The organism is Metabacillus sp. FJAT-52054 (assembly GCF_037201815.1).
Taxonomy (GTDB): Bacteria; Bacillota; Bacilli; order Bacillales; family Bacillaceae; genus Metabacillus_B; species Metabacillus_B sediminis.
In genome coordinates this window covers 2,649,437-2,667,610 of sequence record NZ_CP147407.1, presented here as the reverse complement: position 1 = coordinate 2,667,610, position 18,174 = coordinate 2,649,437, and the positions used below count along the sequence as shown (strand labels likewise).

The window sequence follows — 18,174 nt, the reverse complement described above, 5'->3', positions numbered from 1 at the left end:
ACAGAAAGAAAGTGGGAAGAGGAGTGAAGATGATGAATAGAACCCGCTATGGCAACCGCGATAAGCGCAGAAAAACTAATGTCGTATTGAATGTCATGATCGCTGTCGTGCTCATTCTCATTGCGGCCGTCGGCTACCAGCTTATTACTGGAGGCGAAAAGAAGCAGACTTCCAGCAGCAAAATCTCTGACCAGCAGTCACAAAGCGAAGAGACAAGCGAAGAAACTGCGTCTGAGCAAACAGACAAAGAAGATACAGAATCACAAAATACATCCGGTGATGAGGCATCTAAGGAAGAAGCCAAACCTGCTGATGACAATAAGCAGAGCGAGGAAGACAAAGCAGCAGAAGCGGACAAGGAAACAAAAAGCTCCGAATGGGAGCCTGTCGGTACCTCACAAAAAGGGGAACATACCACAGTTTATGATAAAGGCTCAGCGGATTGGCAGGAAATGACCAAGGCGATGAGTGTAGCAACTGGAATCCCGGAAGATAATATGACGATCTGGTTCATTGGAAATAATGGTTCTCCGAACGATGCAAAAGGAACCGTTTCTGCTAAGAACTCGGATGAGAAATATGAAGTAACCCTTCAGTTTATAGAAAATGAAGGATGGAAACCCCTTACAGTTGAACCGAAATAATGATAAGAACGCTGCCGATTCACGGCAGCGTTCTTTTTTGCAGGAAGCGAAATTACATGTTCGTTTTAAAATGAACGACGGCACTGTAAAATCTCCGCCCGTCTTCAAGGACATGCATTTGATGGGTAACCGAGTGAACCTCCATCATAATGGCTTTATTATGGTCAATCTGCTCGGCAATTTTTGTTTCCAGATCTTTTATGCTCGAAGCTTCAAAAAATTCTACTTTATCTTTAAGATAATCAAGCTGAAAATTCATTCCATGTCTGCCTCCTCTGTTCTCCTCTCTCAGTTTACCAAAAACACTGCTGCAGCGGCATAGGCAAAAACTTTTAGGTTGAGGTTACTGCAGGAATATGATAATCTTTGAACAGTTATTTATTTTAATTCATACTATACTCATAGGAATTATTAAGTTTTCAAAGGGAGCGTGTCGTCATGGGCAGAGAATTTTTGGAGTTGTTTGAAGGATGGGCCTCTGATTATGATACAACCGTCAGCGGACATGACGTTGAATATAAAGAAGTATTTCAAAACTACAGCGGTATTCTTGAAGAAGTTACAAAAAGATCGGGATCCTCCGTATTGGAATTCGGACTGGGTACCGGGAACCTGACAGCTCTTCTGCACGCTGCGGGCAAAAAGGTATATGGCATTGAACCCTCGAATGCTATGAGAGAAAAGGCAATTGAAAAGCTGCCTGCAGACATTTTCATTTCAGATGGAGACTTTCTTGATTTCCCAAAGCCTGCAGAGCAGATTGATTCAATAGTAAGTACTTATGCTTTTCATCACCTTACGGATGAAGAAAAAGATAAAGCCGTCGGGATTTATGGAAGCATGCTTGCCAAAGGTGGTAAAATAATCTTTGCTGATACTGTTTTCACTGACCGGGATGCGTATATAAAGAAGATTGAAGAATCGAGAAGAAGGCAGTATTTAAGCCTCGCTCTGGATCTTGAGACAGAATATTACACAACCCATGTTGTGATGAAGTCAATATACGAAAAGCATGGATTCCATGTAACCTTTACACAAATGAATCCATTCGTATGGATTATGGAAGCAGTAAAACAGTAATTTTAGAGTAAAGAGGGTTGTCACAATGAAAATAGCTATTATTGGAGCAATGGAAGAAGAAGTAAATATATTAAGAGAAAAGCTTGAAGGTCAAAACAGCGAGCTGATTGCAGGCAGTGAATTTACTGAAGGAATGTTCGAAGGAAAAGAAATCGTCCTTCTAAAATCAGGAATCGGAAAAGTGAATGCTGCTTTAAGCACAGCACTTCTGCTTGACCGCTATAAGCCTGATTATGTAATCAATACGGGATCTGCCGGCGGATTTCATCAATCGTTAAATGTTGGCGATGTTGTGGTTTCGACAGAGGTTCGCCATCACGATGTGGACGTGACAGCGTTTGGATACGAATACGGTCAGGTGCCTGGACTTCCTCCGGCTTATTTACCAGATCCAAAGCTTTTGGAAATTGCGGAAGCACAGGCCAAAAATATTGAAGGAATCCAAGTGGTTACAGGAATGATTGCGACAGGTGATTCTTTTATGAACGATCCTGAACGGGTTGAATACATCCGCACTAAATTTGATAACCTGTATGCCGTAGAAATGGAAGCAGCAGCTATTGCTCAAGTTTGCCACCAATTCAAGGTGCCGTTTGTCATCATCCGTGCACTATCGGATATTGCAGGCAAGGAATCAGATCTATCGTTTGATCAATTCCTTGAAAAAGCGGGTCTTCATTCAGCAGAGCATGTTCTTCGCATTGTCCGCAACTTAAAATAATTAAACGCACAGCAGAATGATTTCATCCTGCTGCGTCATAAAGAAGGTGTTTGGATGAAGGTAGTCAAAGGTGTCCATGAATTAATCGGGTCAACACCACTTATGGAGATACAGCATTTTCCGCTTCCGAACGGCACGCGTCTTTTTGCAAAACTTGAATTTTACAATCCAGGCGGAAGCATTAAGGACCGGCTCGGTAAAGAACTGATTCAAGATGCTCTAAAGACCGGTAAAGTAGCCAAAGGCGGCACAATCATTGAGCCGACAGCCGGCAATACGGGTATTGGACTTGCTTTAGCAGCCATTCATGAAGATCTTCAGGTGATGTTCTGCATTCCTGAAAAATTCAGCATAGAAAAGCAGGAAATCATGAAGGCGCTGGGAGCGAAAATTGTCCATACACCTACCAGTCTCGGTATGAAGGGAGCCATTGATAAGGCCCAGGAGCTGGTAAAGGAAATACCCGGATCTTACTGCCCTCAGCAGTTTGGAAATCCTTCCAATCCCCTTACCTACTACAAGACGCTCGGCCCGGAAATTTGGGACCAGCTTGAGGGAAATATTGATGTCTTTTTGGCAGGAGCCGGTACAGGCGGAACATTTATGGGGACAGCTGAGTATTTAAAGGAACAGAATCCACATGTTAAAACGTGTATCGTTGAACCAGAAGGATCCATTCTGAACGGCGGAGAATCAGGACCTCACAAGACAGAAGGAATCGGTATGGAGTTTTTGCCGGATTATATGAAGAAGGAGTATTTTGACTCCATTCATACGGTAACCGATGAAGATGCCTTCCGCAGAGTTTCAGAGCTTGCCAAGCGGGAGGGACTTCTTGTTGGAAGTTCATCGGGGGCTGCCCTTCACGCTGCATTGATTGAGGCTGAGACTGCGAAAGAGGGAAGCATCATTGTGACCATTTTTCCTGACAGCAGTGAGCGATACTTAAGTAAAAAAATTTACGAAGGGGGCATTTAGTCATGAAAAAACTGACAAAAATGATTCACGGAGGAATAACTGGCGATGAACAGACAGGTGCAGTCAATGTACCGGTTTATCAGGTTAGCACCTATAAGCAGGACCGCGTAGGAGAGCATAAAGGCTATGAGTATTCCAGAACGGGTAATCCTACGAGACATGCATTGGAAGAATTAATTAAGGACCTTGAAGAAGGACACGCTGGGTTCGCATTCGGTTCCGGAATGGCAGCCATCTCAGCTGTCATGATGCTGTTCAGCAGCGGCGATCATGTCATCATGACGGATGACGTATACGGCGGTACCTACCGTGTGATGACTAAGGTATTAAACAGACTGGGCATTGAATCTACCTTTGTGGACACAAGTAATTTAGATAACATCACAAATGCCATTCAATCCAACACAAAAGCATTGTATGTGGAAACACCAACAAATCCGCTGCTGAAAATTACGGATATAGAGGCTTCTGCCCGTCTTGCAAAAGAGAACGGATTGCTGACAATCGTAGATAATACGTTCAGTACTCCTTATTGGCAGACTCCGCTTACTCAGGGCGCAGATATTGTCCTTCACAGTGCGACAAAATATATTGGGGGGCACAGTGACGTTGTGGCCGGTCTTGTAGCCGTAAACAGCCAGGAGCTGGCAGAAGACCTCCATTTTGTTCAAAATTCCACAGGCGGTGTTCTTGGGCCGCAGGATTCATGGCTGCTGATCCGCGGTGTGAAAACACTCGGTCTCAGAATGGAAGCTCATGAAAGAAATACGAAAGAGATTGTTCATTTCCTGAAGGAACATCCGGCTGTTTCCAAAATTTATTATCCAGGCCTTGAAGAGCATCCAAACCATGAGATTGCGAAAAGGCAGGCAACAGGCTTCGGCGGAATGGTTTCATTTGATGTCGGAAGCCAGGAAAAAGCAGATCAGGTGTTGAGCAAGGTGAAATATTTTACATTGGCTGAGAGCTTAGGTGCAGTGGAAAGCCTGATTTCCGTACCAGCCAGAATGACTCATGCATCCATTCCTGCTGACCGCCGGAAAGAGCTTGGAATTACAGACGGCTTGATCCGTATTTCCGTTGGAATAGAAGATGCGGATGACTTAATTGAAGATTTAAAACAAGCCCTTTCGTGATTTCCTGATATTACAAGTGAGATAGCCTGCCAGACTATGTTAACCTAGTAATTGTCAAAACATTTTCTGGCAGGTGATATAGCTTGAAGAAACAGTTGCAGGATTTAGTTCTTGATTTCAAAAATTATGCGTTCGTCCTGTTAGCGTTAGGGACATTTTTCTATATAGGAGTATTTGTTGAATCCGGCAAGGTATCAGAGCAATCTACCATGATGGGGGCCTCAGCCTTTATGCTGGCCGGCGCACTTATTTGTTTTAACATTTCTCTTACCTTTCATAAAAAACTTCAAAAAGAAGCCGAATAACCTGCAGATGATTCTGCAGGTTGTTTTTTAATTTTTAGCTCTGTTAAACGTAGTTGTTGATTGCAGCTAGCAGGCGCTCGCTAATTCTTAGTCGGGCGGTGAGCATGCCCCTCGCTACACCACTGCGGGCTCTCACCTGTCCCGCTGCTCTAAGCAGAAGTCTAGCGCCTTCCGCTTCAATCATAGACGTTAAAAATCAGCACCAGACTTTAAGCGAGCCTAAGTTTTAAAAAGTCCAGTATAATCGATTCGTTTTTTTTATAGGCATTTGGCTTATTTTTCAAAAAAGTTAAAAAATTGGTTTACTTTCATGTGTGTTGTGGATATAATTACCATGTAATTAAAATTATTTCTAAGGAGGCCGGTTAAAATGACGATGACTGTTAAAGCGGATCAGCTAAAACAATTGAATAAAGTAATCAAATCTCATTGGCCGGTTTACAGCTAACGTATGTTCTTTTTTCAATAATGATTGGATTATACGCCGCAGGCTAAGCGATTTGCTTACTCTGCGGCGTTTACTATTTAAAACAAGACAGACGCCCGGGGTATTTCCTGCGGTGTTTTTTTGCGTAGAGAACCCAGGGCGCCTCGCCCTTTAAGGAGGTGATACCATGACCATCCATTTACTATTTGTAACGGTAACTTTTAAAAGGAACATGAAAACAAAAGAAGAAATGAATGACGACAAACGTGTCAGAAATTTGATGGAGAAAGTGCAGAACCGCCAGCTTATGCTGTAAGAAAGCTCATTGAATATCATGAAGGGAGCGATAATTATGATGAAAAGCGAAATAATGAACTACCTCACTGTGGAGAAGGATAGCGGTTAGTTAAAGAAAAAAGATAAGGATAGGGGAAGATACCCTTTTTCCTTATCTTTTCTTTTTTTTGCTGTTTTTCTCTTTTTCAGCACGATAAAATTCGTGGAACATTTTCATGAGCGCTCTTTTCTCAATGCGGGAAACATAGCTCCTTGAAATGCCCAGTTCTTTTGCGATTTCCCTTTGCGTTTTTTCTTTCTGCAAGTCGAGTCCAAAACGGCCGACAATGACCTCTTTTTCCCGCTCATCTAAAACATCGATAAATTTTTTGACCTTCTCTAGCTCCATATTCAGCTGAATGGTATCAATAACGTCTTCGCTTTCGGATTTTAGGACGTCAATAAGCGATATTTCATTTCCTTCTTTATCCTGTCCAATTGGATCATGAAGGGACACATCTTTCTTGGTCTTTTTTAAGGCTCTTAAATGCATCAGGATTTCGTTTTCAATACATCTTGCGGCATACGTTGCGAGTTTCGTGCCTTTTCCCTGCGAATAGCTCTCAATCGCCTTGATCAATCCGATTGTTCCGATTGAAATCAGGTCCTCGGCATCCTCTCCTGTGTTTTCAAATTTCTTGACAATATGCGCGACAAGCCTTAGATTATGCTCAATCAGAAGATTTCTGGCATGTTCATCGCCTTCTGCCATCAGCTGAAGGTATTTCTTTTCATCATTTGATGAAAGCGGCTGTGGAAAGGCATTGTTCTTTACATAGCTCACAAGAAAGACCATTTCCCTCATGACATAGGCCAGCGCTGTGAATAATCCGGACAAATAAGCACCTCCAAGGGTCGTTATGTAGGCAATCGCCTATTTAATTATGTGTATGTAAGAGAGGGCCTGCCCGTGTCTGTTTACCATCATAAAGTTGAGAATAGTGAAACCGGCAAGCTGGACATGCTTTAGCTGGTTGAAACACAGTCAGTTCTATATTATAGTGTTTTATAGCTTACGGAGGTGCAGGAGTTGAAAAAGCTTTTTGTTATCATATGTCTCTTACTCGCTGCCGGGTGCGGTGCAGGAAATAACGAATACAATGCGGTGGCGTTTGGAGACAGTAATACAAGGGGAGCGAATTACCCCATAAGAGATTATCCTGAAAATGAAAAGTGGGTGAACTTGCTCAATTTATCACAGCAGGGGAAAGTTACTATTTACAATGCGGGTATAGGCGGAGAAACAACTGAGGATGCGAGAAAGCGATTGGAAAAGGATGTATTAAATCGTCATCCTGAAACTGTCTTTATCATGTTCGGTACGAATGATGCGGTGGTTTTGCAAAGCGGAGAGCCGAGGGTTGAAAAAAAACGGTTTGAAGCGAATCTCCTTTATTTTATAGATGAAATAAGAAAAAACGGCGGCCATCCAGTTCTGATCACATGCCTGCCAATTGTTGAAGGAAACGGGAAAGACAAGCTTTACTATTCCAGATATGAAAAAATCTATTATGACGCAGGAAAAGGCGCAAGGAATTGGCATAATTCCTATAACGATATTGTAAGAGAGATTGCGAAGAGGGAACAGCTCCCGCTTATTGACCATTGGAGGAATATGGTGAGGGCAGCGGGAGGAGACACAGATTCAGATTTAATTGCATCGGGATTAATTGACCCATCTGGCAATCATATGACACCAAAGGGCGCAAGGATTCTATATCAGGCAATTCTTGATAGCGGCTTATTGAAATAATAGACGATTTGATTAGACTTCCGGACAGGAGCCTATACCTTGGCATAGGTACATACATACAATGCTAAGGAGAACGCGCAGTAGGAGGTCTATTTTATGTCCGTTGGATTTTACCCGTGCAGTCCCGGCTGTGGTCCGCTGCCCTATCCATACCCGTACATTCCCCCTAATGCTTCGTACGGATTCTGGTATGCTGTCCTCATTATCGCCTTCATATTGCTGCTGATCTTTGGAGGCTATTACTGGTTCTATGGCGGAGCTTGCAGATAAGGCACCTCATTTACTTGAGGTGTCTGCTTCAGGTCTTCTTGCAGGCCGGGTGGAGGTTAGGGGTTCAGGCATGTTATAATAGCATGCATTCATGATTTTGAGCTCTGTGATATAGGGTATGGCTTAATAAAAGAAAAGCGCTCAACCCCCTGCCTCATGAGTTTCTCAGCATGTGGGCAAGAGAGCGGCGCTTTATTTCAGATTCGATTAACTCGATAAAATCGTGGCTGAGTTTTAATTCTGTTGCTTTATAATAAGATTCAATCAACAGCTCATCGGATAATTTACGCATACTGGCTGGCCAAATGATTGGCAGGTCACCTCCCTGGAAAAAATGGACTAAATGCTTGTCCCTGTGCATAGGATAGTAGGTTCTTTATGACTGACTTAAATCTAACATGTTTAAGGTAGAGGAACAATCGTTCTGTTATCCACAAGTAAAAGTGGATAACCTGTTAGTAGGTTGTTTATAAACCTGGAAAATTTTGAAATAAAAGGGTGGATAATGTGTATATAGTTATCCACAGGTGTAGGGAAGAGCCGGTATCTGTCGAAAAATTTTCTTTATATTACCATTAATCCGCGATTTTTGAAGATTTTTTTGAAAGATTTGTCGAAATTGGGTAAGATGGAGAATGGCTAAATATGAACTTAGAGGTGTGAGCCCCTTGTTAAAAATGTTTTTACCAGGCGAATTTGTTAAGAGTATTTTTGAGATTAACCCTTACAAGCTTAAGGAACGCAATATAAAAGGCATTATCACGGACTTGGATAACACACTTGTTGAATGGGACAGGCCCAGTGCAACGCCCAAATTGATCGAGTGGTTCAAAGAGATGAACGACAGCGGAATTAAAGTTACCATTGTATCAAATAACGTGGAAAAACGGGTGAAGGATTTTTCAGATCCTCTGCGTATTCCGTTCATCTATAAAGCCAGGAAGCCGATGGGCCGTGCATTCAGGAAAGCCATTAATGATATGCAGCTAAAAAAAGAGGAAGTAGTTGTGATCGGAGATCAGCTCCTTACGGATGTACTTGGAGGAAACCGGAACGGATTCCATACAATTCTTGTAGTTCCTGTAGCTTCTACAGATGGAGCCATGACGAAATTCAACCGTAAAATTGAGCGCCGAATCATGGATACTTTAAAGAAAAAAGGCATGATTCAATGGGAGGAAAAGAAGTGAGAGAAGAAATTACCTGTGTTGGCTGCGGAGCCGTTATTCAAACAGAGAATCCTGAAGGAGTTGGATATACCCCTCCAAGCGCACTGCTGAGAGAACCAGTTATATGCCAGCGTTGCTTCAGGCTAAAAAATTATAATGAAATTCAGGACGTGGCTCTGACTGATGCTGATTTTTTAAAAATTCTTCATGGAGTTGGAGAAACAGACTCACTGATCGTTAAGATTGTCGATATCTTTGATTTTAACGGGAGCTGGATTAGCGGGATACAGCGTTTTGCAGGAAACAATCCCATTTTGCTGGTAGCTAATAAGGCTGACATTCTGCCTAAATCAGTCAAGAAACAAAAGCTGATTCAATGGATGCAGCGGGAAGCGAAAGAAAACGGGCTGAAACCAATCGATATTTTCTTAGTGAGTTCATCGAGAGGGCAGGGCGTTAAAGAAGTGGCCGAAGCGATTGAACATTATCGTGATGGAAAAGATGTCTATGTGGTTGGCTGTACGAATGTAGGGAAATCTACATTTATTAACCGCATCATTAAAGAAGTGGCTGGAGAGCAGGATCTGATTACAACCTCTCACTACCCTGGAACGACCCTTGATTTAATAGAAATTCCTCTAGATGACGGATCTGCACTTTATGACACTCCTGGGATTATTAATCATCATCAGATGGCTCATTTTGTGAATCAGGACGATTTGAAGCTCCTATCCCCCAAAAAAGAAATCAAGCCCAAAGTATTCCAGCTGAATGAAGAACAGACTTTGTTCTTTGGAGGCCTGGCAAGGTTCGATTTTATTAAGGGAGGAAGGAGTACTTTCACCTGCTACATCCCGAATGAGCTCTATATTCACCGTACTAAGCTCGAGCAGGCGGATACTCTATATGAGACCCATCGAGGAGAACTTTTATCTCCGCCAAGACCTGATCAGCTTGAAGAGTTTCCAGAGCTTGTTCCGCATACGTTTACAATAAAGAACGAAAAAACGGACATTGTATTTTCAGGCTTAGGCTGGGTTACAGTGAACGAACCCAATAAGAAAATTGTTGCCTATGCACCAAAAGGTGTGTATGTAGGCTTAAGAACTTCGCTTATCTGAAGCACTTCTTTAAAGGGGGAGCTTAAATGTCAGATTTATATGGTATAATCGGATGTCCCGTTGGCCATTCCATGTCACCTGAAATCCATAACCGTTCCTTTTCGGACCAGAAATTGGATGCAGTCTATCACAGGTTTCATGTTGAAAAAGACCAGCTTGGTGCAGCAATAAACGGAATGAGGGCTCTTGGCATACAGGGAGTGAACGTAACCATTCCCCATAAAGAGAACGTACTCGCCTATTTAGATCATGTGGATAAAACCGCTGCAGAAATGGGAGCGGTCAACACCATCGTAAACCGCAACGGAGTTTTGACCGGATATAATACAGATGGACCCGGGTATTTGGAGTCCATCAAACCATATTTAGCATCCCCGCTGTCTGAAATGAATTGCTTAATTATTGGAGCAGGCGGAGCTGCAAGAGGGATCTATACGGCACTGGCACACGCTCAAACGGGAAGAATAGATCTGGCGAACAGAACAAAAGAAAAAGCGGAGGCGATCATCCGGGAATGTGATTCGTCTGTTCCTGGCCGGCCATTAAGTTTGGAGGAAGCTGAGTACCATCTTGGTGAATACCAGCTTGTCATTCAGACAACCTCTATTGGAATGGCACCGAAATTGAATGATCAGCCGATTTCCCTGGAAAATATTACAGAAGGAACGCTCGTAAGTGATATTATATACAACCCGGTAAAAACAGCTTTTATGAAGGATGCGGAGCAGCGTGGCTGCCGCACTGTTACGGGGGTTGGGATGTTTATTTATCAGGCTGCGCTTTCCTTCCGTTACTGGACAGGTATAATGCCCGACATTCAAATTATGGAATCAGTGGTTATGGAAAAATTAGGAGGTAATTAACATGCTTACAGGTAAACAAAAACGTTTTTTACGTGCGGAAGCACACCATCTTAACCCTATTTTTCAAGTAGGAAAGGGCGGCGTCAATGATAATATGATTAAGCAAATTGAAGAAGCTTTAGAGGGAAGAGAACTTCTTAAGGTAAGCATTCTTCAAAACTGTGATGAAGATAAAGATGAAGTTGCCGACAGACTATCCAGAGGAGCAAGAGCGGAGCTAGTTCAAGTTATTGGTAATACGATTGTCCTTTATAAAGAATCACGGGAGAATAAGCAGATTAAGCTTCCTAACTGACGAAGGGGATTTAAGGATGAAGGAAATTGGCGTTTTGGCGGAACTTTTGATCCGCCCCATTACGGTCACCTGCTTATGGCCAGCGAAGTAAAGGCTGCCCTGTCATTGGATGAAATATGGTTTTTGCCAAACAGCCTTCCTCCTCATAAACAGGATGAAGAGCATTCAAGTCCTATCGACCGGTGCGAAATGCTCAAGCTTGCTGTCAGCGGAAAAGAAGGATTCCTGGTGGAACCCATTGAACTTGAAAGGACCGGTCCTTCCTATACATATGATACGATTGTGCTGTTAAAGGAAAAATACCCGGACTATCATTTTTCTTTTATTATAGGAGCAGATATGATTGAGTATTTGCCAAAATGGAACCGGGTCGATCAGCTTTTATCTATGGTTCGGTTTGTGGGTGTCGGCAGGCCAGGCTATTCTCCGGCTACAAACTACAATTTGACTATGGTCGACGTTCCTCAATTTGACGTATCATCATCGATGATCAGGAACCGGATTGAACAAGGCATAACAACGAGTTATCTGATGCAGGATAAAATAATGGACTTTATTAAGGAGAAGGGGCTGTATGGAACGTAAGCAAGCTTTAGCTATTGTAAAGGAACAGCTGACAGACCATCGCTATCAGCACACCCTTGGTGTTATGGAAACGGCTATTGAACTTGCGGGAAAATATGGCGCGGACGTTAGGAAGGCAGAAATGGCTGCTATTTTCCACGACTATGCAAAGTTCAGGCAAAAGGAAGAAATGAGGCAGATTATTCTCGATCAGAACATGAGAAGAGACCTGCTTATCCATAACGAAGAATTATGGCACGCACCCGCAGGCGCTTACCTTGTCCAAAAAGAAGCGGGTATAGAAGATCTGGAAGTACTTGACGCAATCCGCTGCCATACATCAGGCAAGGCTGGTATGAGCGTGCTTGAAAAGGTCATATATGTTGCGGATTATATTGAACCCGGAAGAAGGTTTCCGGGTGCAGAAGAGGCAAGAGAAGCTGCTAAAAGGGACTTGAATGAAGCGATGATTCTATCATTGCAAAACACAATTATGTTTTTGCTTAAGAAAAATCAGGCTGTTTATCCAATGACAATTGAAGCTTATAACGATTTGATCTTAGCAAAACGGGAGGATTTGAATTCAGAATGAATGAAAAAGACATTTTAAAACTGGCTGCAGCTGCTGCAGATGATAAAAGAGCAGAAGATATGGTCGCATTGCGAATGAAAGGATTATCACTCATTGCGGATTATTTTTTAATTTGCCATGGTAATTCAGATAAACAAGTTCAGGCGATTGCCCGTGAAATTAAAGATAAAGCGGACGAGCATGGAATTCAGGTTAAAAAAATGGAAGGATTCGATGAAGCACGCTGGATTCTCGTGGACCTTGGCGATGTAATAGCGCATGTTTTTCACCGCGATGAACGCCTTTATTACAATCTTGAAAAACTTTGGGGAGACGCCCCGTCTGAAGATGTGGCCAAGCTGCTTGAAGCATGATGTATCAGGGCTTTGCGGGTGTCTATGATCATCTGATGGAGGATGTTCCTTATCAGGATTGGGCAGACTTGCTTGATTCCTTAATAATAAAGTACGGAAATAAAGGCAGAAAAGTAATGGATCTTGCTTGCGGGACTGGGGAAATCACTTTGCTGCTTCATGAAAAAGGCTATAAGATGACAGGTGCAGACTTAAGTGAGGACATGCTCGCTCTCGCCATCCAAAAAGCTGAAGAAAAGAAGATGCCCATTCGTTTCTTTCAGCAGGACATGAGAGAGATGGAGGGCCATGATCTTGCCTATGATGCTGTTATCATTACCTGCGATTCACTAAACTATTTGCTTGAAGAACAAGATGTGCAAAGCACCTTCAGAGCGGCAGCCAAAATGCTGAATGATGATGGGCTTTTCCTTTTTGACATTCACTCCATATATAAAATGAAACACATATTTACGGGGTCAACATTTGCTGATGCCGGTGATGATGTGAGTTTGATTTGGCAGTGCTTTGAAGGGGAAAAAGAGCATTCAGTTGAGCATGAGCTTACCTTTTTCGTCAAAGAGGATGATGAGTGCTACAGGCGAATTGATGAATTTCATCAGCAGCGGACATATGAAATTGAAAAACTTATTCTTTGGCTCAATCATGCGGGCTTTGAAGTGCTGGAGTCGTTTGGTGATTTTAAGCCCGGTGAGATAAGTGAAGAGGCAGAGCGCATATTTTTTGCTGCCAAAAAAACCAGGAACTAAAAAAGGACGCGTAGTTGCGTCCTTTTTTCTTTTTTAAAAATTTATAGAAGGATTATACAGAACGATGACGAATTTGAATTAGTGATGGCTCCTGAATTGATCCCCGACAAGCGAAAGATCTTCATCAAACTTCTCATGTGTCTTCCTGAATAAGTGCTCAAATACGTTCCCAAGCTCCTTTTCAAGAATGCCGATTCCTTCTCCGGTGACTCCGCCTTTTACACAAACCTTTTTCTGCAGACCAGGCAGCGTGTAATGCCCGGTTTCAATCAATTTCCCCATTCCCGTTATCATTCCTGCTGCAAGCTGTTCCGCCATTTCCCTGCTGATTTGTGTTTCCTGAACGGCCGCATCAGTAAAACGCTGAAGGAGGTAGCTGAAGAATGCAGGCCCGCAGCTCACGATATCAGATGCAACTCTGGTTACATCCTCTTCTATTAGTACAGGTTCTGATATTTGCGCGCATAACTGAAGAATTTTAGCCCGGTTCTCCTCTGAGCATGTTTTTCCAAAAGTAATGAGCGATATTCCGCTTAGTGCACGGTTTGTAATACTTGGTATCACTCTGGCCGTCTGACAGGGAGAAATGGATTCAAGAAGATTTGCTGAAACCGGACTCGTTATTGAGATTAAACATTGATCTTTTGTAAGCTGAGGCGAAAGGCGCGTCACTAAAGGATGCAGATCAAGCGGCTTCACGCAAAGGAAGATCAAAGAGCATGTTCTCGCGATTTCTTCGCTGTTTTCGCTTACATGTATTCCTGGAAACTGCGATTGTATATGATGAGCTTTTTCTAAAGTCCGATTCGTAATATGGATCTCCCGGGGTTTTACCGCCGCTGATTCAACGAAAGCCTCGATAAGAATCCTTCCCATATTTCCCGTTCCAATAAAACCGATGTTCAATGGCTTTCCCCTCCTTCACTTGCCTATTCTCCTACACATTATGCAGCTCCTATTTTACTTATACCAAATATAATCATTAGAGGTGATGGAATGGATTTTATTCAGAAGTATAAGGTGCTTTTGATTGCAGGGTCTCTCATTCTGCTGGCCGGGGTATTTTTTATGTTTTCAAGAGAACTGCCGGATAAGGCTGAAAAAGCTCAGGAGATTCCTGCAGAAGCTGAAATTCAGGCTGCCAGTGAAGCGGAAGTCTTCAATGAGCCAGAAGCTCAAAAGAAAACGAGCGCTAAAAAGGAAGGTTTTATGGTGGATGTAAAAGGATCTGTCCAGCGGCCGGGAGTTTATGAATTATGGGAAGGCTCCAGGGTGAAGGATGCGGTTGAGCATGCAGGAGGATTATTGGAATCTGCAGATGGAAAGCTAATTAATTTAGCTGCGGTTTTAGAGGATGGTACAGCCATTTATATACCGGCAAAGGGAGAAACAGCTGAAGCAGAGCCGTCTCAGGGAATCGGCACTGCGCACGGCAATGCTTCACCAGATTCAAAAAAGGTTAATCTGAACACTGCCGCTTTGGAAGATCTGCAGACACTTCCGGGGATTGGCCCGTCTAAAGCGGAAGCTATTTTAGCATACAGGGATGAAAATGGGAAGTTTAAATCGGAAGATGAATTAAAAGAGGTTTCAGGAATCGGAGATAAGACGTATGAAAAGCTAAAAGATTTGATACAGGTCAATTAACCTTTGACGGAGGATTTCCTGCACCGCTAAAATAAAGGAAGGTAAAAAAGCGGAGGGATAAATGATGAATCGCATTTCATGGGATCAATATTTTATGGCGCAAAGCCATTTGCTGGCACTTAGAAGTACATGCACCAGGCTCGCGGTCGGGGCGACCATCGTACGTGAAAAAAGAATGATAGCAGGAGGGTACAATGGGTCCATTGCTGGTGGAGATCATTGTATTGATTCAGGATGCTATTGTATAGACGGCCATTGTGTGAGAACTATTCACGCCGAAATGAATGCCATATTACAATGTGCAAAATTTGGCGTGCCGACAAAGGATGCAGAAATCTATGTGACCCATTTTCCTTGCCTGCAGTGCTGCAAAGCAATAATTCAAGCTGGTATACAATCGGTTTTTTACTCTGCAGATTACAAGAATCATCCGTATGCCATTGAGCTTTTCCAGCAGGCAGGTGTAAAAGTTAAGCAGGTTGAGCACAGACAGCTGGAAAGCATGAAAGGCACAGAAAAGGACGAGCTGCTGACGGATTTGCTCAGCCGGTTAAAAGAGCTTGTGGAAGATGAGTCGGAAATGGACGAATTGAAAAGAAGGGCTGACCGGATTATGTCAGGGTCCTGAGTTATATTTTTAGGAGGCGCCTGTGTGAATTACGTATTATGTGCAGCTGCCTCTGTCATTGCCGTTATCTCAGTCCGATACCATATGGAATGGACAGGTTTCCTCCTCTTATTGGGAGGATGCCTGCTCCATGTATCGAAAAAGAGGGTGATCGGAAGTGTCCTGGCTGCTGCAATGTTTTTATTCTTTCTGTGTTTATCCTCGTACCACAGCCATCATAGCCAAAGCAGTCTCCGTGAGGGAGCCTTTACAGGAAGAGGAATGATGACCGTTCATCCTGTTACAGATGGAGATCGTTTCAGCGCTAGAATTAGGCTTGATAACCATGAAACGGTCGCCTTGCGGTTGCTAATTCCTAATGAAGCCATGAAGCAAAAACTCCAGACAATAAAGGGGGGGATGAGCTGTCAGGTGAAGGGGATGCTTGAGCCTCCTCTAAATTCAACCATTCCAAACGGCTTTAATTATAAGGAGTACTTGGAGGCGCAATCGATTCACTGGATATTATCGTCATCCAGTATAAGTAACTGCATGACTGGTTCCTCTCCCGAAGCTGCCTTGCTTAATTGGAGATCTGAGGGGCTGATACTCATTCTACGGTATTTTTCGCCAGAATCCGCAGGAATCGTTCAGGCTCTTATATTTGGAGAGCGGGAATGGATCAGCCAGGAAACAGAAAAGGCTTATCAAAGAATCGGCCTCACTCATTTGCTGGCTATCTCAGGCATGCAGGTTGCTTTAATTGCCGCAGCGGGCAGGTATTTCCTAATGAGAATGGGGTTAAGCAGAGAAACTTCTGCCCTCCTGCTCTTTATTCTGCTTCCTTCCTATTTGATTTTGGCAGGCGGATCGCCATCAGTAGTAAGAGCCGTCTTGGCAGCAGAGCTCTATTTTCTGTTTCTTCTTTTAAAATGGCCGATTCATCCTCTAAAGCTGCTGTCATTACTATTTCTTTTATGGCTCGCTTCCAGTCCCTTGAACTTATTTTTAGCTGGATTTCAGCTCACATTCATTATTAGTTTTTGTATATTGCTGTCTGCTGCAATATTTAATACGTTCAGCGGAAGAATTCATGTTCAGAATTTGTTTCTCACCTTCTTATCCATGATTTCCACAATGCCCCTCATCTTATCTTCTTTTTGGGAAATGTCCCTCCTCAGCTTAATCGTCAATTTCTTCTATGTTCCATACTATTCATTCATCTTAATGCCACTGTCTCTTATTTCTTTTTTTATGGCTTGCATGAAAATTCCGTTTTGGCAGGGCGGGATCCGTATCGCAGACTTGGTGATTGATTGGACAAACAGGATAACCGAATTTATTGCTGCTGCCGATCCCTTTCTTCTCAATATGGGAAAACCCTCAAGCTTTCTCATACTATGTTATACGGCAGGGGTCATCTATTGTTTTTGGTCAATGGAAAAAGGGATAAAAAAAACGATCGGGGCCATTTCCCTTTTAGCCGGGCTGCTGATCATAGATTTCATCCTTCCATATATAGATCCGAATGGATCGGTAACATTTTTGGATGTTGGACAAGGGGATTGCGTGGTCATTGAACTGCCTTATAATAAGGGAACGTTTTTAATTGATACCGGAGGGAAAATCGTATTTCAAGAAGAGAATGCGGAGTGGAGGCATCAGAGGGAGAAAAAACGGCTTTCAGATTATACACTGCTTCCCTATTTATCATCTAAAGGAATTTCAAGGATAGATACAGTTTTCCTTAGTCATGCAGACCAGGACCATACAGGCGAATACTTAAACATACTGAACAATATCACCATAGGGGAGCTTATCGTACCGGAAGGGTTTGTCCGCGATCAAACCGACCGAATTCTTATTGAAAAAACCGTTCAAAAAGGAATAGCAGTGAAAACTGCCAGAGGGCAGCAGGTCATTAAAAAAGCAGGAATCGATTTTCAGGTCCTTTGGCCGCTTAAGTGGAGTGATAGCAAAAATGAAGATTCACTCGTCCTGCGATTTAGTCTTGGGGGGAAGCGGTGGCTTCTAACAGGGGATTTGGAGAAGGAAGGTGAGGCTTTCATGCTAAAAACAGATCAGCAAATGAATATTGATGTTTTAAAAGCCGGCCACCATGGCAGTAAGTTTTCAACCTCTGCTGACATGCTGGAGAGGATTCAGCCTTCCGCTGCGATTATATCTGCAGGAAGGAAAAACCGGTATGGACATCCCCATCTCGAAGTTCTGAAAAGGCTAAAACAAGATGGAATCAAGACACTCCGAACGGATACTGGGGGGACCATCCAATTCCTTTTTAACGGAAAAACAGGAACCTTTATCAACCATCCTCCATACGATGTAGTAAACCCGGGCAGCAAAAAAAATAGAGACTGAATGCCAGTCTCTCCCATCACCATTCATTCCTCTTTTAAAATCAGGATGCAACAAGCTTAATGACTGTTGCAATAATGAAAAGGGTTGCAAAAAATCCGAAGGAAACAGCAAATCCAACTCCTGAATCTACAGCATCATTTCGTTTACTCTGCACATTTTTCTCAAATTCATTCACATTTACCCCT

The 18,174-nt window shown here is 42.9% G+C and carries 25 protein-coding genes; 20 read left to right on the top strand and 5 right to left on the bottom strand.

Going from position 1 to position 18,174, the window contains the following annotated elements; translation table 11 throughout:
- Nucleotides 1-32: 32 nt before the first annotated feature.
- Nucleotides 33-644: a DUF1510 family protein gene (locus WCV65_RS13995; protein ID WP_338777264.1), complete on the top strand. Its 612-nt coding sequence runs from the start codon at nt 33-35 to the stop codon at nt 642-644.
- Nucleotides 645-696: 52 nt separating this feature from the next.
- Here the strand turns inward: WCV65_RS13995 and WCV65_RS13990 are convergent, their stop codons facing one another.
- Nucleotides 697-903 (bottom strand): DUF2536 family protein, encoded by a 207-nt coding sequence (locus tag WCV65_RS13990; RefSeq protein ID WP_035405200.1) that lies wholly within the window; start codon nt 901-903, stop codon nt 697-699.
- A 179-nt stretch (nt 904-1,082) separates the two neighbouring features.
- Here WCV65_RS13990 and WCV65_RS13985 point away from each other — a divergent pair, with 179 nt between their 5' ends.
- The 6 genes from WCV65_RS13985 (at nt 1,083) to WCV65_RS13960 (ending at nt 5,607) form a co-directional block, all read left to right on the top strand.
- Nucleotides 1,083-1,724: a class I SAM-dependent methyltransferase gene (locus tag WCV65_RS13985; protein ID WP_035405198.1), complete on the top strand. Its 642-nt coding sequence runs from the start codon at nt 1,083-1,085 to the stop codon at nt 1,722-1,724.
- Nucleotides 1,725-1,749: 25 nt separating this feature from the next.
- On the top strand, nt 1,750-2,445 hold the full coding sequence (gene mtnN / locus WCV65_RS13980; protein WP_035405195.1) for a 5'-methylthioadenosine/S-adenosylhomocysteine nucleosidase: 696 nt from the start codon (nt 1,750-1,752) through the stop codon (nt 2,443-2,445).
- Between the two features lie 54 nt (nt 2,446-2,499).
- Nucleotides 2,500-3,423 (top strand): cysteine synthase family protein, encoded by a 924-nt coding sequence (locus WCV65_RS13975; protein WP_035405193.1) that lies wholly within the window; start codon nt 2,500-2,502, stop codon nt 3,421-3,423.
- A 2-nt stretch (nt 3,424-3,425) separates the two neighbouring features.
- Nucleotides 3,426-4,559, top strand: a complete 1,134-nt coding sequence (locus WCV65_RS13970; protein WP_338777259.1) for a bifunctional cystathionine gamma-lyase/homocysteine desulfhydrase — start codon at nt 3,426-3,428, stop codon at nt 4,557-4,559.
- An 83-nt stretch (nt 4,560-4,642) separates the two neighbouring features.
- Nucleotides 4,643-4,864: a YrhC family protein gene (locus tag WCV65_RS13965; RefSeq protein WP_035405189.1), complete on the top strand. Its 222-nt coding sequence runs from the start codon at nt 4,643-4,645 to the stop codon at nt 4,862-4,864.
- A 614-nt stretch (nt 4,865-5,478) separates the two neighbouring features.
- The gene (locus WCV65_RS13960; protein WP_082883707.1) at nt 5,479-5,607 is read left to right on the top strand and encodes a YrzI family small protein; all 129 of its coding nucleotides are present in this window, start codon (nt 5,479-5,481) and stop codon (nt 5,605-5,607) included.
- A 132-nt stretch (nt 5,608-5,739) separates the two neighbouring features.
- Here the strand turns inward: WCV65_RS13960 and sigK are convergent, their stop codons facing one another.
- Nucleotides 5,740-6,465 (bottom strand): RNA polymerase sporulation sigma factor SigK, encoded by a 726-nt coding sequence (gene sigK / locus WCV65_RS13955; protein ID WP_338777257.1) that lies wholly within the window; start codon nt 6,463-6,465, stop codon nt 5,740-5,742.
- 192 nt (nt 6,466-6,657) lie between these two features.
- Between sigK and WCV65_RS13950 the strand changes: the two genes are divergently transcribed.
- Both WCV65_RS13950 and WCV65_RS13945 read left to right on the top strand, forming a co-directional pair.
- On the top strand, nt 6,658-7,380 hold the full coding sequence (locus WCV65_RS13950) for an SGNH/GDSL hydrolase family protein (RefSeq protein WP_338777255.1): 723 nt from the start codon (nt 6,658-6,660) through the stop codon (nt 7,378-7,380).
- A 96-nt stretch (nt 7,381-7,476) separates the two neighbouring features.
- Entirely contained in the window at nt 7,477-7,650 is a 174-nt protein-coding gene (locus WCV65_RS13945; protein ID WP_156505842.1) for a hypothetical protein, read from the top strand.
- A gap of 154 nt (nt 7,651-7,804) precedes the next feature.
- Here WCV65_RS13945 and WCV65_RS13940 read toward each other — a convergent pair whose 3' ends face one another.
- Complete coding sequence (locus WCV65_RS13940) at nt 7,805-7,942, bottom strand: sporulation histidine kinase inhibitor Sda (protein WP_035405183.1); 138 nt, start codon at nt 7,940-7,942, stop codon at nt 7,805-7,807.
- Between the two features lie 385 nt (nt 7,943-8,327).
- Here WCV65_RS13940 and WCV65_RS13935 point away from each other — a divergent pair, with 385 nt between their 5' ends.
- The 8 genes from WCV65_RS13935 (at nt 8,328) to WCV65_RS13900 (ending at nt 13,356) form a co-directional block, all read left to right on the top strand.
- Nucleotides 8,328-8,840 carry a YqeG family HAD IIIA-type phosphatase gene (locus WCV65_RS13935; protein WP_156505850.1) on the top strand — a complete coding sequence of 171 codons (513 nt, stop codon included), beginning with the start codon at nt 8,328-8,330 and terminating at the stop codon, nt 8,838-8,840.
- Nucleotides 8,822-9,940, top strand: coding sequence for a ribosome biogenesis GTPase YqeH (gene yqeH, locus WCV65_RS13930; protein ID WP_338777251.1), 1,119 nt, complete (start codon nt 8,822-8,824; stop codon nt 9,938-9,940). Before WCV65_RS13935 ends, yqeH begins: the two co-directional genes overlap by 19 nt.
- Before the next feature lie 26 nt (nt 9,941-9,966).
- On the top strand, nt 9,967-10,803 hold the full coding sequence (gene aroE / locus WCV65_RS13925) for a shikimate dehydrogenase (protein WP_338777249.1): 837 nt from the start codon (nt 9,967-9,969) through the stop codon (nt 10,801-10,803).
- A gap of 1 nt (nt 10,804) precedes the next feature.
- Nucleotides 10,805-11,098, top strand: a complete 294-nt coding sequence (yhbY, locus tag WCV65_RS13920) for a ribosome assembly RNA-binding protein YhbY (protein ID WP_035405175.1) — start codon at nt 10,805-10,807, stop codon at nt 11,096-11,098.
- A gap of 75 nt (nt 11,099-11,173) precedes the next feature.
- Complete coding sequence (locus tag WCV65_RS13915) at nt 11,174-11,683, top strand: nicotinate-nucleotide adenylyltransferase (RefSeq protein WP_338777246.1); 510 nt, start codon at nt 11,174-11,176, stop codon at nt 11,681-11,683.
- Nucleotides 11,673-12,254 (top strand): bis(5'-nucleosyl)-tetraphosphatase (symmetrical) YqeK, encoded by a 582-nt coding sequence (gene yqeK / locus WCV65_RS13910; protein ID WP_338777244.1) that lies wholly within the window; start codon nt 11,673-11,675, stop codon nt 12,252-12,254. Before WCV65_RS13915 ends, yqeK begins: the two co-directional genes overlap by 11 nt.
- Nucleotides 12,251-12,607, top strand: coding sequence for a ribosome silencing factor (gene rsfS, locus WCV65_RS13905; protein WP_035405169.1), 357 nt, complete (start codon nt 12,251-12,253; stop codon nt 12,605-12,607). Before yqeK ends, rsfS begins: the two co-directional genes overlap by 4 nt.
- A complete protein-coding gene (locus WCV65_RS13900) occupies nt 12,604-13,356 on the top strand; it encodes a class I SAM-dependent methyltransferase (RefSeq protein ID WP_338777241.1) in 753 nt (250 codons plus the stop codon). Before rsfS ends, WCV65_RS13900 begins: the two co-directional genes overlap by 4 nt.
- Before the next feature lie 78 nt (nt 13,357-13,434).
- On the opposite strand, the gene comER is transcribed toward WCV65_RS13900, so the two are convergent.
- Nucleotides 13,435-14,262, bottom strand: coding sequence for a late competence protein ComER (gene comER / locus WCV65_RS13895; RefSeq protein WP_338777239.1), 828 nt, complete (start codon nt 14,260-14,262; stop codon nt 13,435-13,437).
- Between the two features lie 90 nt (nt 14,263-14,352).
- Between comER and WCV65_RS13890 the strand changes: the two genes are divergently transcribed.
- The 3 genes from WCV65_RS13890 (at nt 14,353) to WCV65_RS13880 (ending at nt 17,989) form a co-directional block, all read left to right on the top strand.
- Nucleotides 14,353-15,003: a helix-hairpin-helix domain-containing protein gene (locus WCV65_RS13890; RefSeq protein WP_035405164.1), complete on the top strand. Its 651-nt coding sequence runs from the start codon at nt 14,353-14,355 to the stop codon at nt 15,001-15,003.
- 64 nt (nt 15,004-15,067) lie between these two features.
- The gene (locus tag WCV65_RS13885; protein WP_035405163.1) at nt 15,068-15,631 is read left to right on the top strand and encodes a ComE operon protein 2; all 564 of its coding nucleotides are present in this window, start codon (nt 15,068-15,070) and stop codon (nt 15,629-15,631) included.
- A gap of 24 nt (nt 15,632-15,655) precedes the next feature.
- The gene (locus WCV65_RS13880) at nt 15,656-17,989 is read left to right on the top strand and encodes a DNA internalization-related competence protein ComEC/Rec2 (protein ID WP_338777236.1); all 2,334 of its coding nucleotides are present in this window, start codon (nt 15,656-15,658) and stop codon (nt 17,987-17,989) included.
- Between the two features lie 40 nt (nt 17,990-18,029).
- Here the strand turns inward: WCV65_RS13880 and WCV65_RS13875 are convergent, their stop codons facing one another.
- The gene (locus WCV65_RS13875; RefSeq protein WP_035405161.1) at nt 18,030-18,164 is read right to left on the bottom strand and encodes a YqzM family protein; all 135 of its coding nucleotides are present in this window, start codon (nt 18,162-18,164) and stop codon (nt 18,030-18,032) included.
- Nucleotides 18,165-18,174: the final 10 nt, after the last annotated feature.

What these genes read in the sequence shown, in the direction of transcription:
- WCV65_RS13995 (WP_338777264.1), top strand. Translation starts at nt 33, where the DNA reads ATGAATAGAACCCGCTATGGCAACCGCGATAAGCGCAGAAAAACTAAT.
- WCV65_RS13990 (WP_035405200.1), bottom strand. Translation starts at nt 903, where the DNA reads ATGAATTTTCAGCTTGATTATCTTAAAGATAAAGTAGAATTTTTTGAA.
- WCV65_RS13985 (WP_035405198.1), top strand. Translation starts at nt 1,083, where the DNA reads ATGGGCAGAGAATTTTTGGAGTTGTTTGAAGGATGGGCCTCTGATTAT.
- mtnN (WP_035405195.1), top strand. Translation starts at nt 1,750, where the DNA reads ATGAAAATAGCTATTATTGGAGCAATGGAAGAAGAAGTAAATATATTA.
- WCV65_RS13975 (WP_035405193.1), top strand. Translation starts at nt 2,500, where the DNA reads ATGAAGGTAGTCAAAGGTGTCCATGAATTAATCGGGTCAACACCACTT.
- WCV65_RS13970 (WP_338777259.1), top strand. Translation starts at nt 3,426, where the DNA reads ATGAAAAAACTGACAAAAATGATTCACGGAGGAATAACTGGCGATGAA.
- WCV65_RS13960 (WP_082883707.1), top strand. Translation starts at nt 5,479, where the DNA reads ATGACCATCCATTTACTATTTGTAACGGTAACTTTTAAAAGGAACATG.
- WCV65_RS13945 (WP_156505842.1), top strand. Translation starts at nt 7,477, where the DNA reads ATGTCCGTTGGATTTTACCCGTGCAGTCCCGGCTGTGGTCCGCTGCCC.
- WCV65_RS13940 (WP_035405183.1), bottom strand. Translation starts at nt 7,942, where the DNA reads ATGCGTAAATTATCCGATGAGCTGTTGATTGAATCTTATTATAAAGCA.
- WCV65_RS13935 (WP_156505850.1), top strand. Translation starts at nt 8,328, where the DNA reads ATGTTTTTACCAGGCGAATTTGTTAAGAGTATTTTTGAGATTAACCCT.
- yqeH (WP_338777251.1), top strand. Translation starts at nt 8,822, where the DNA reads ATGGGAGGAAAAGAAGTGAGAGAAGAAATTACCTGTGTTGGCTGCGGA.
- aroE (WP_338777249.1), top strand. Translation starts at nt 9,967, where the DNA reads ATGTCAGATTTATATGGTATAATCGGATGTCCCGTTGGCCATTCCATG.
- yhbY (WP_035405175.1), top strand. Translation starts at nt 10,805, where the DNA reads ATGCTTACAGGTAAACAAAAACGTTTTTTACGTGCGGAAGCACACCAT.
- WCV65_RS13915 (WP_338777246.1), top strand. Translation starts at nt 11,174, where the DNA reads ATGGCCAGCGAAGTAAAGGCTGCCCTGTCATTGGATGAAATATGGTTT.
- yqeK (WP_338777244.1), top strand. Translation starts at nt 11,673, where the DNA reads ATGGAACGTAAGCAAGCTTTAGCTATTGTAAAGGAACAGCTGACAGAC.
- rsfS (WP_035405169.1), top strand. Translation starts at nt 12,251, where the DNA reads ATGAATGAAAAAGACATTTTAAAACTGGCTGCAGCTGCTGCAGATGAT.
- WCV65_RS13900 (WP_338777241.1), top strand. Translation starts at nt 12,604, where the DNA reads ATGATGTATCAGGGCTTTGCGGGTGTCTATGATCATCTGATGGAGGAT.
- WCV65_RS13890 (WP_035405164.1), top strand. Translation starts at nt 14,353, where the DNA reads ATGGATTTTATTCAGAAGTATAAGGTGCTTTTGATTGCAGGGTCTCTC.
- WCV65_RS13885 (WP_035405163.1), top strand. Translation starts at nt 15,068, where the DNA reads ATGAATCGCATTTCATGGGATCAATATTTTATGGCGCAAAGCCATTTG.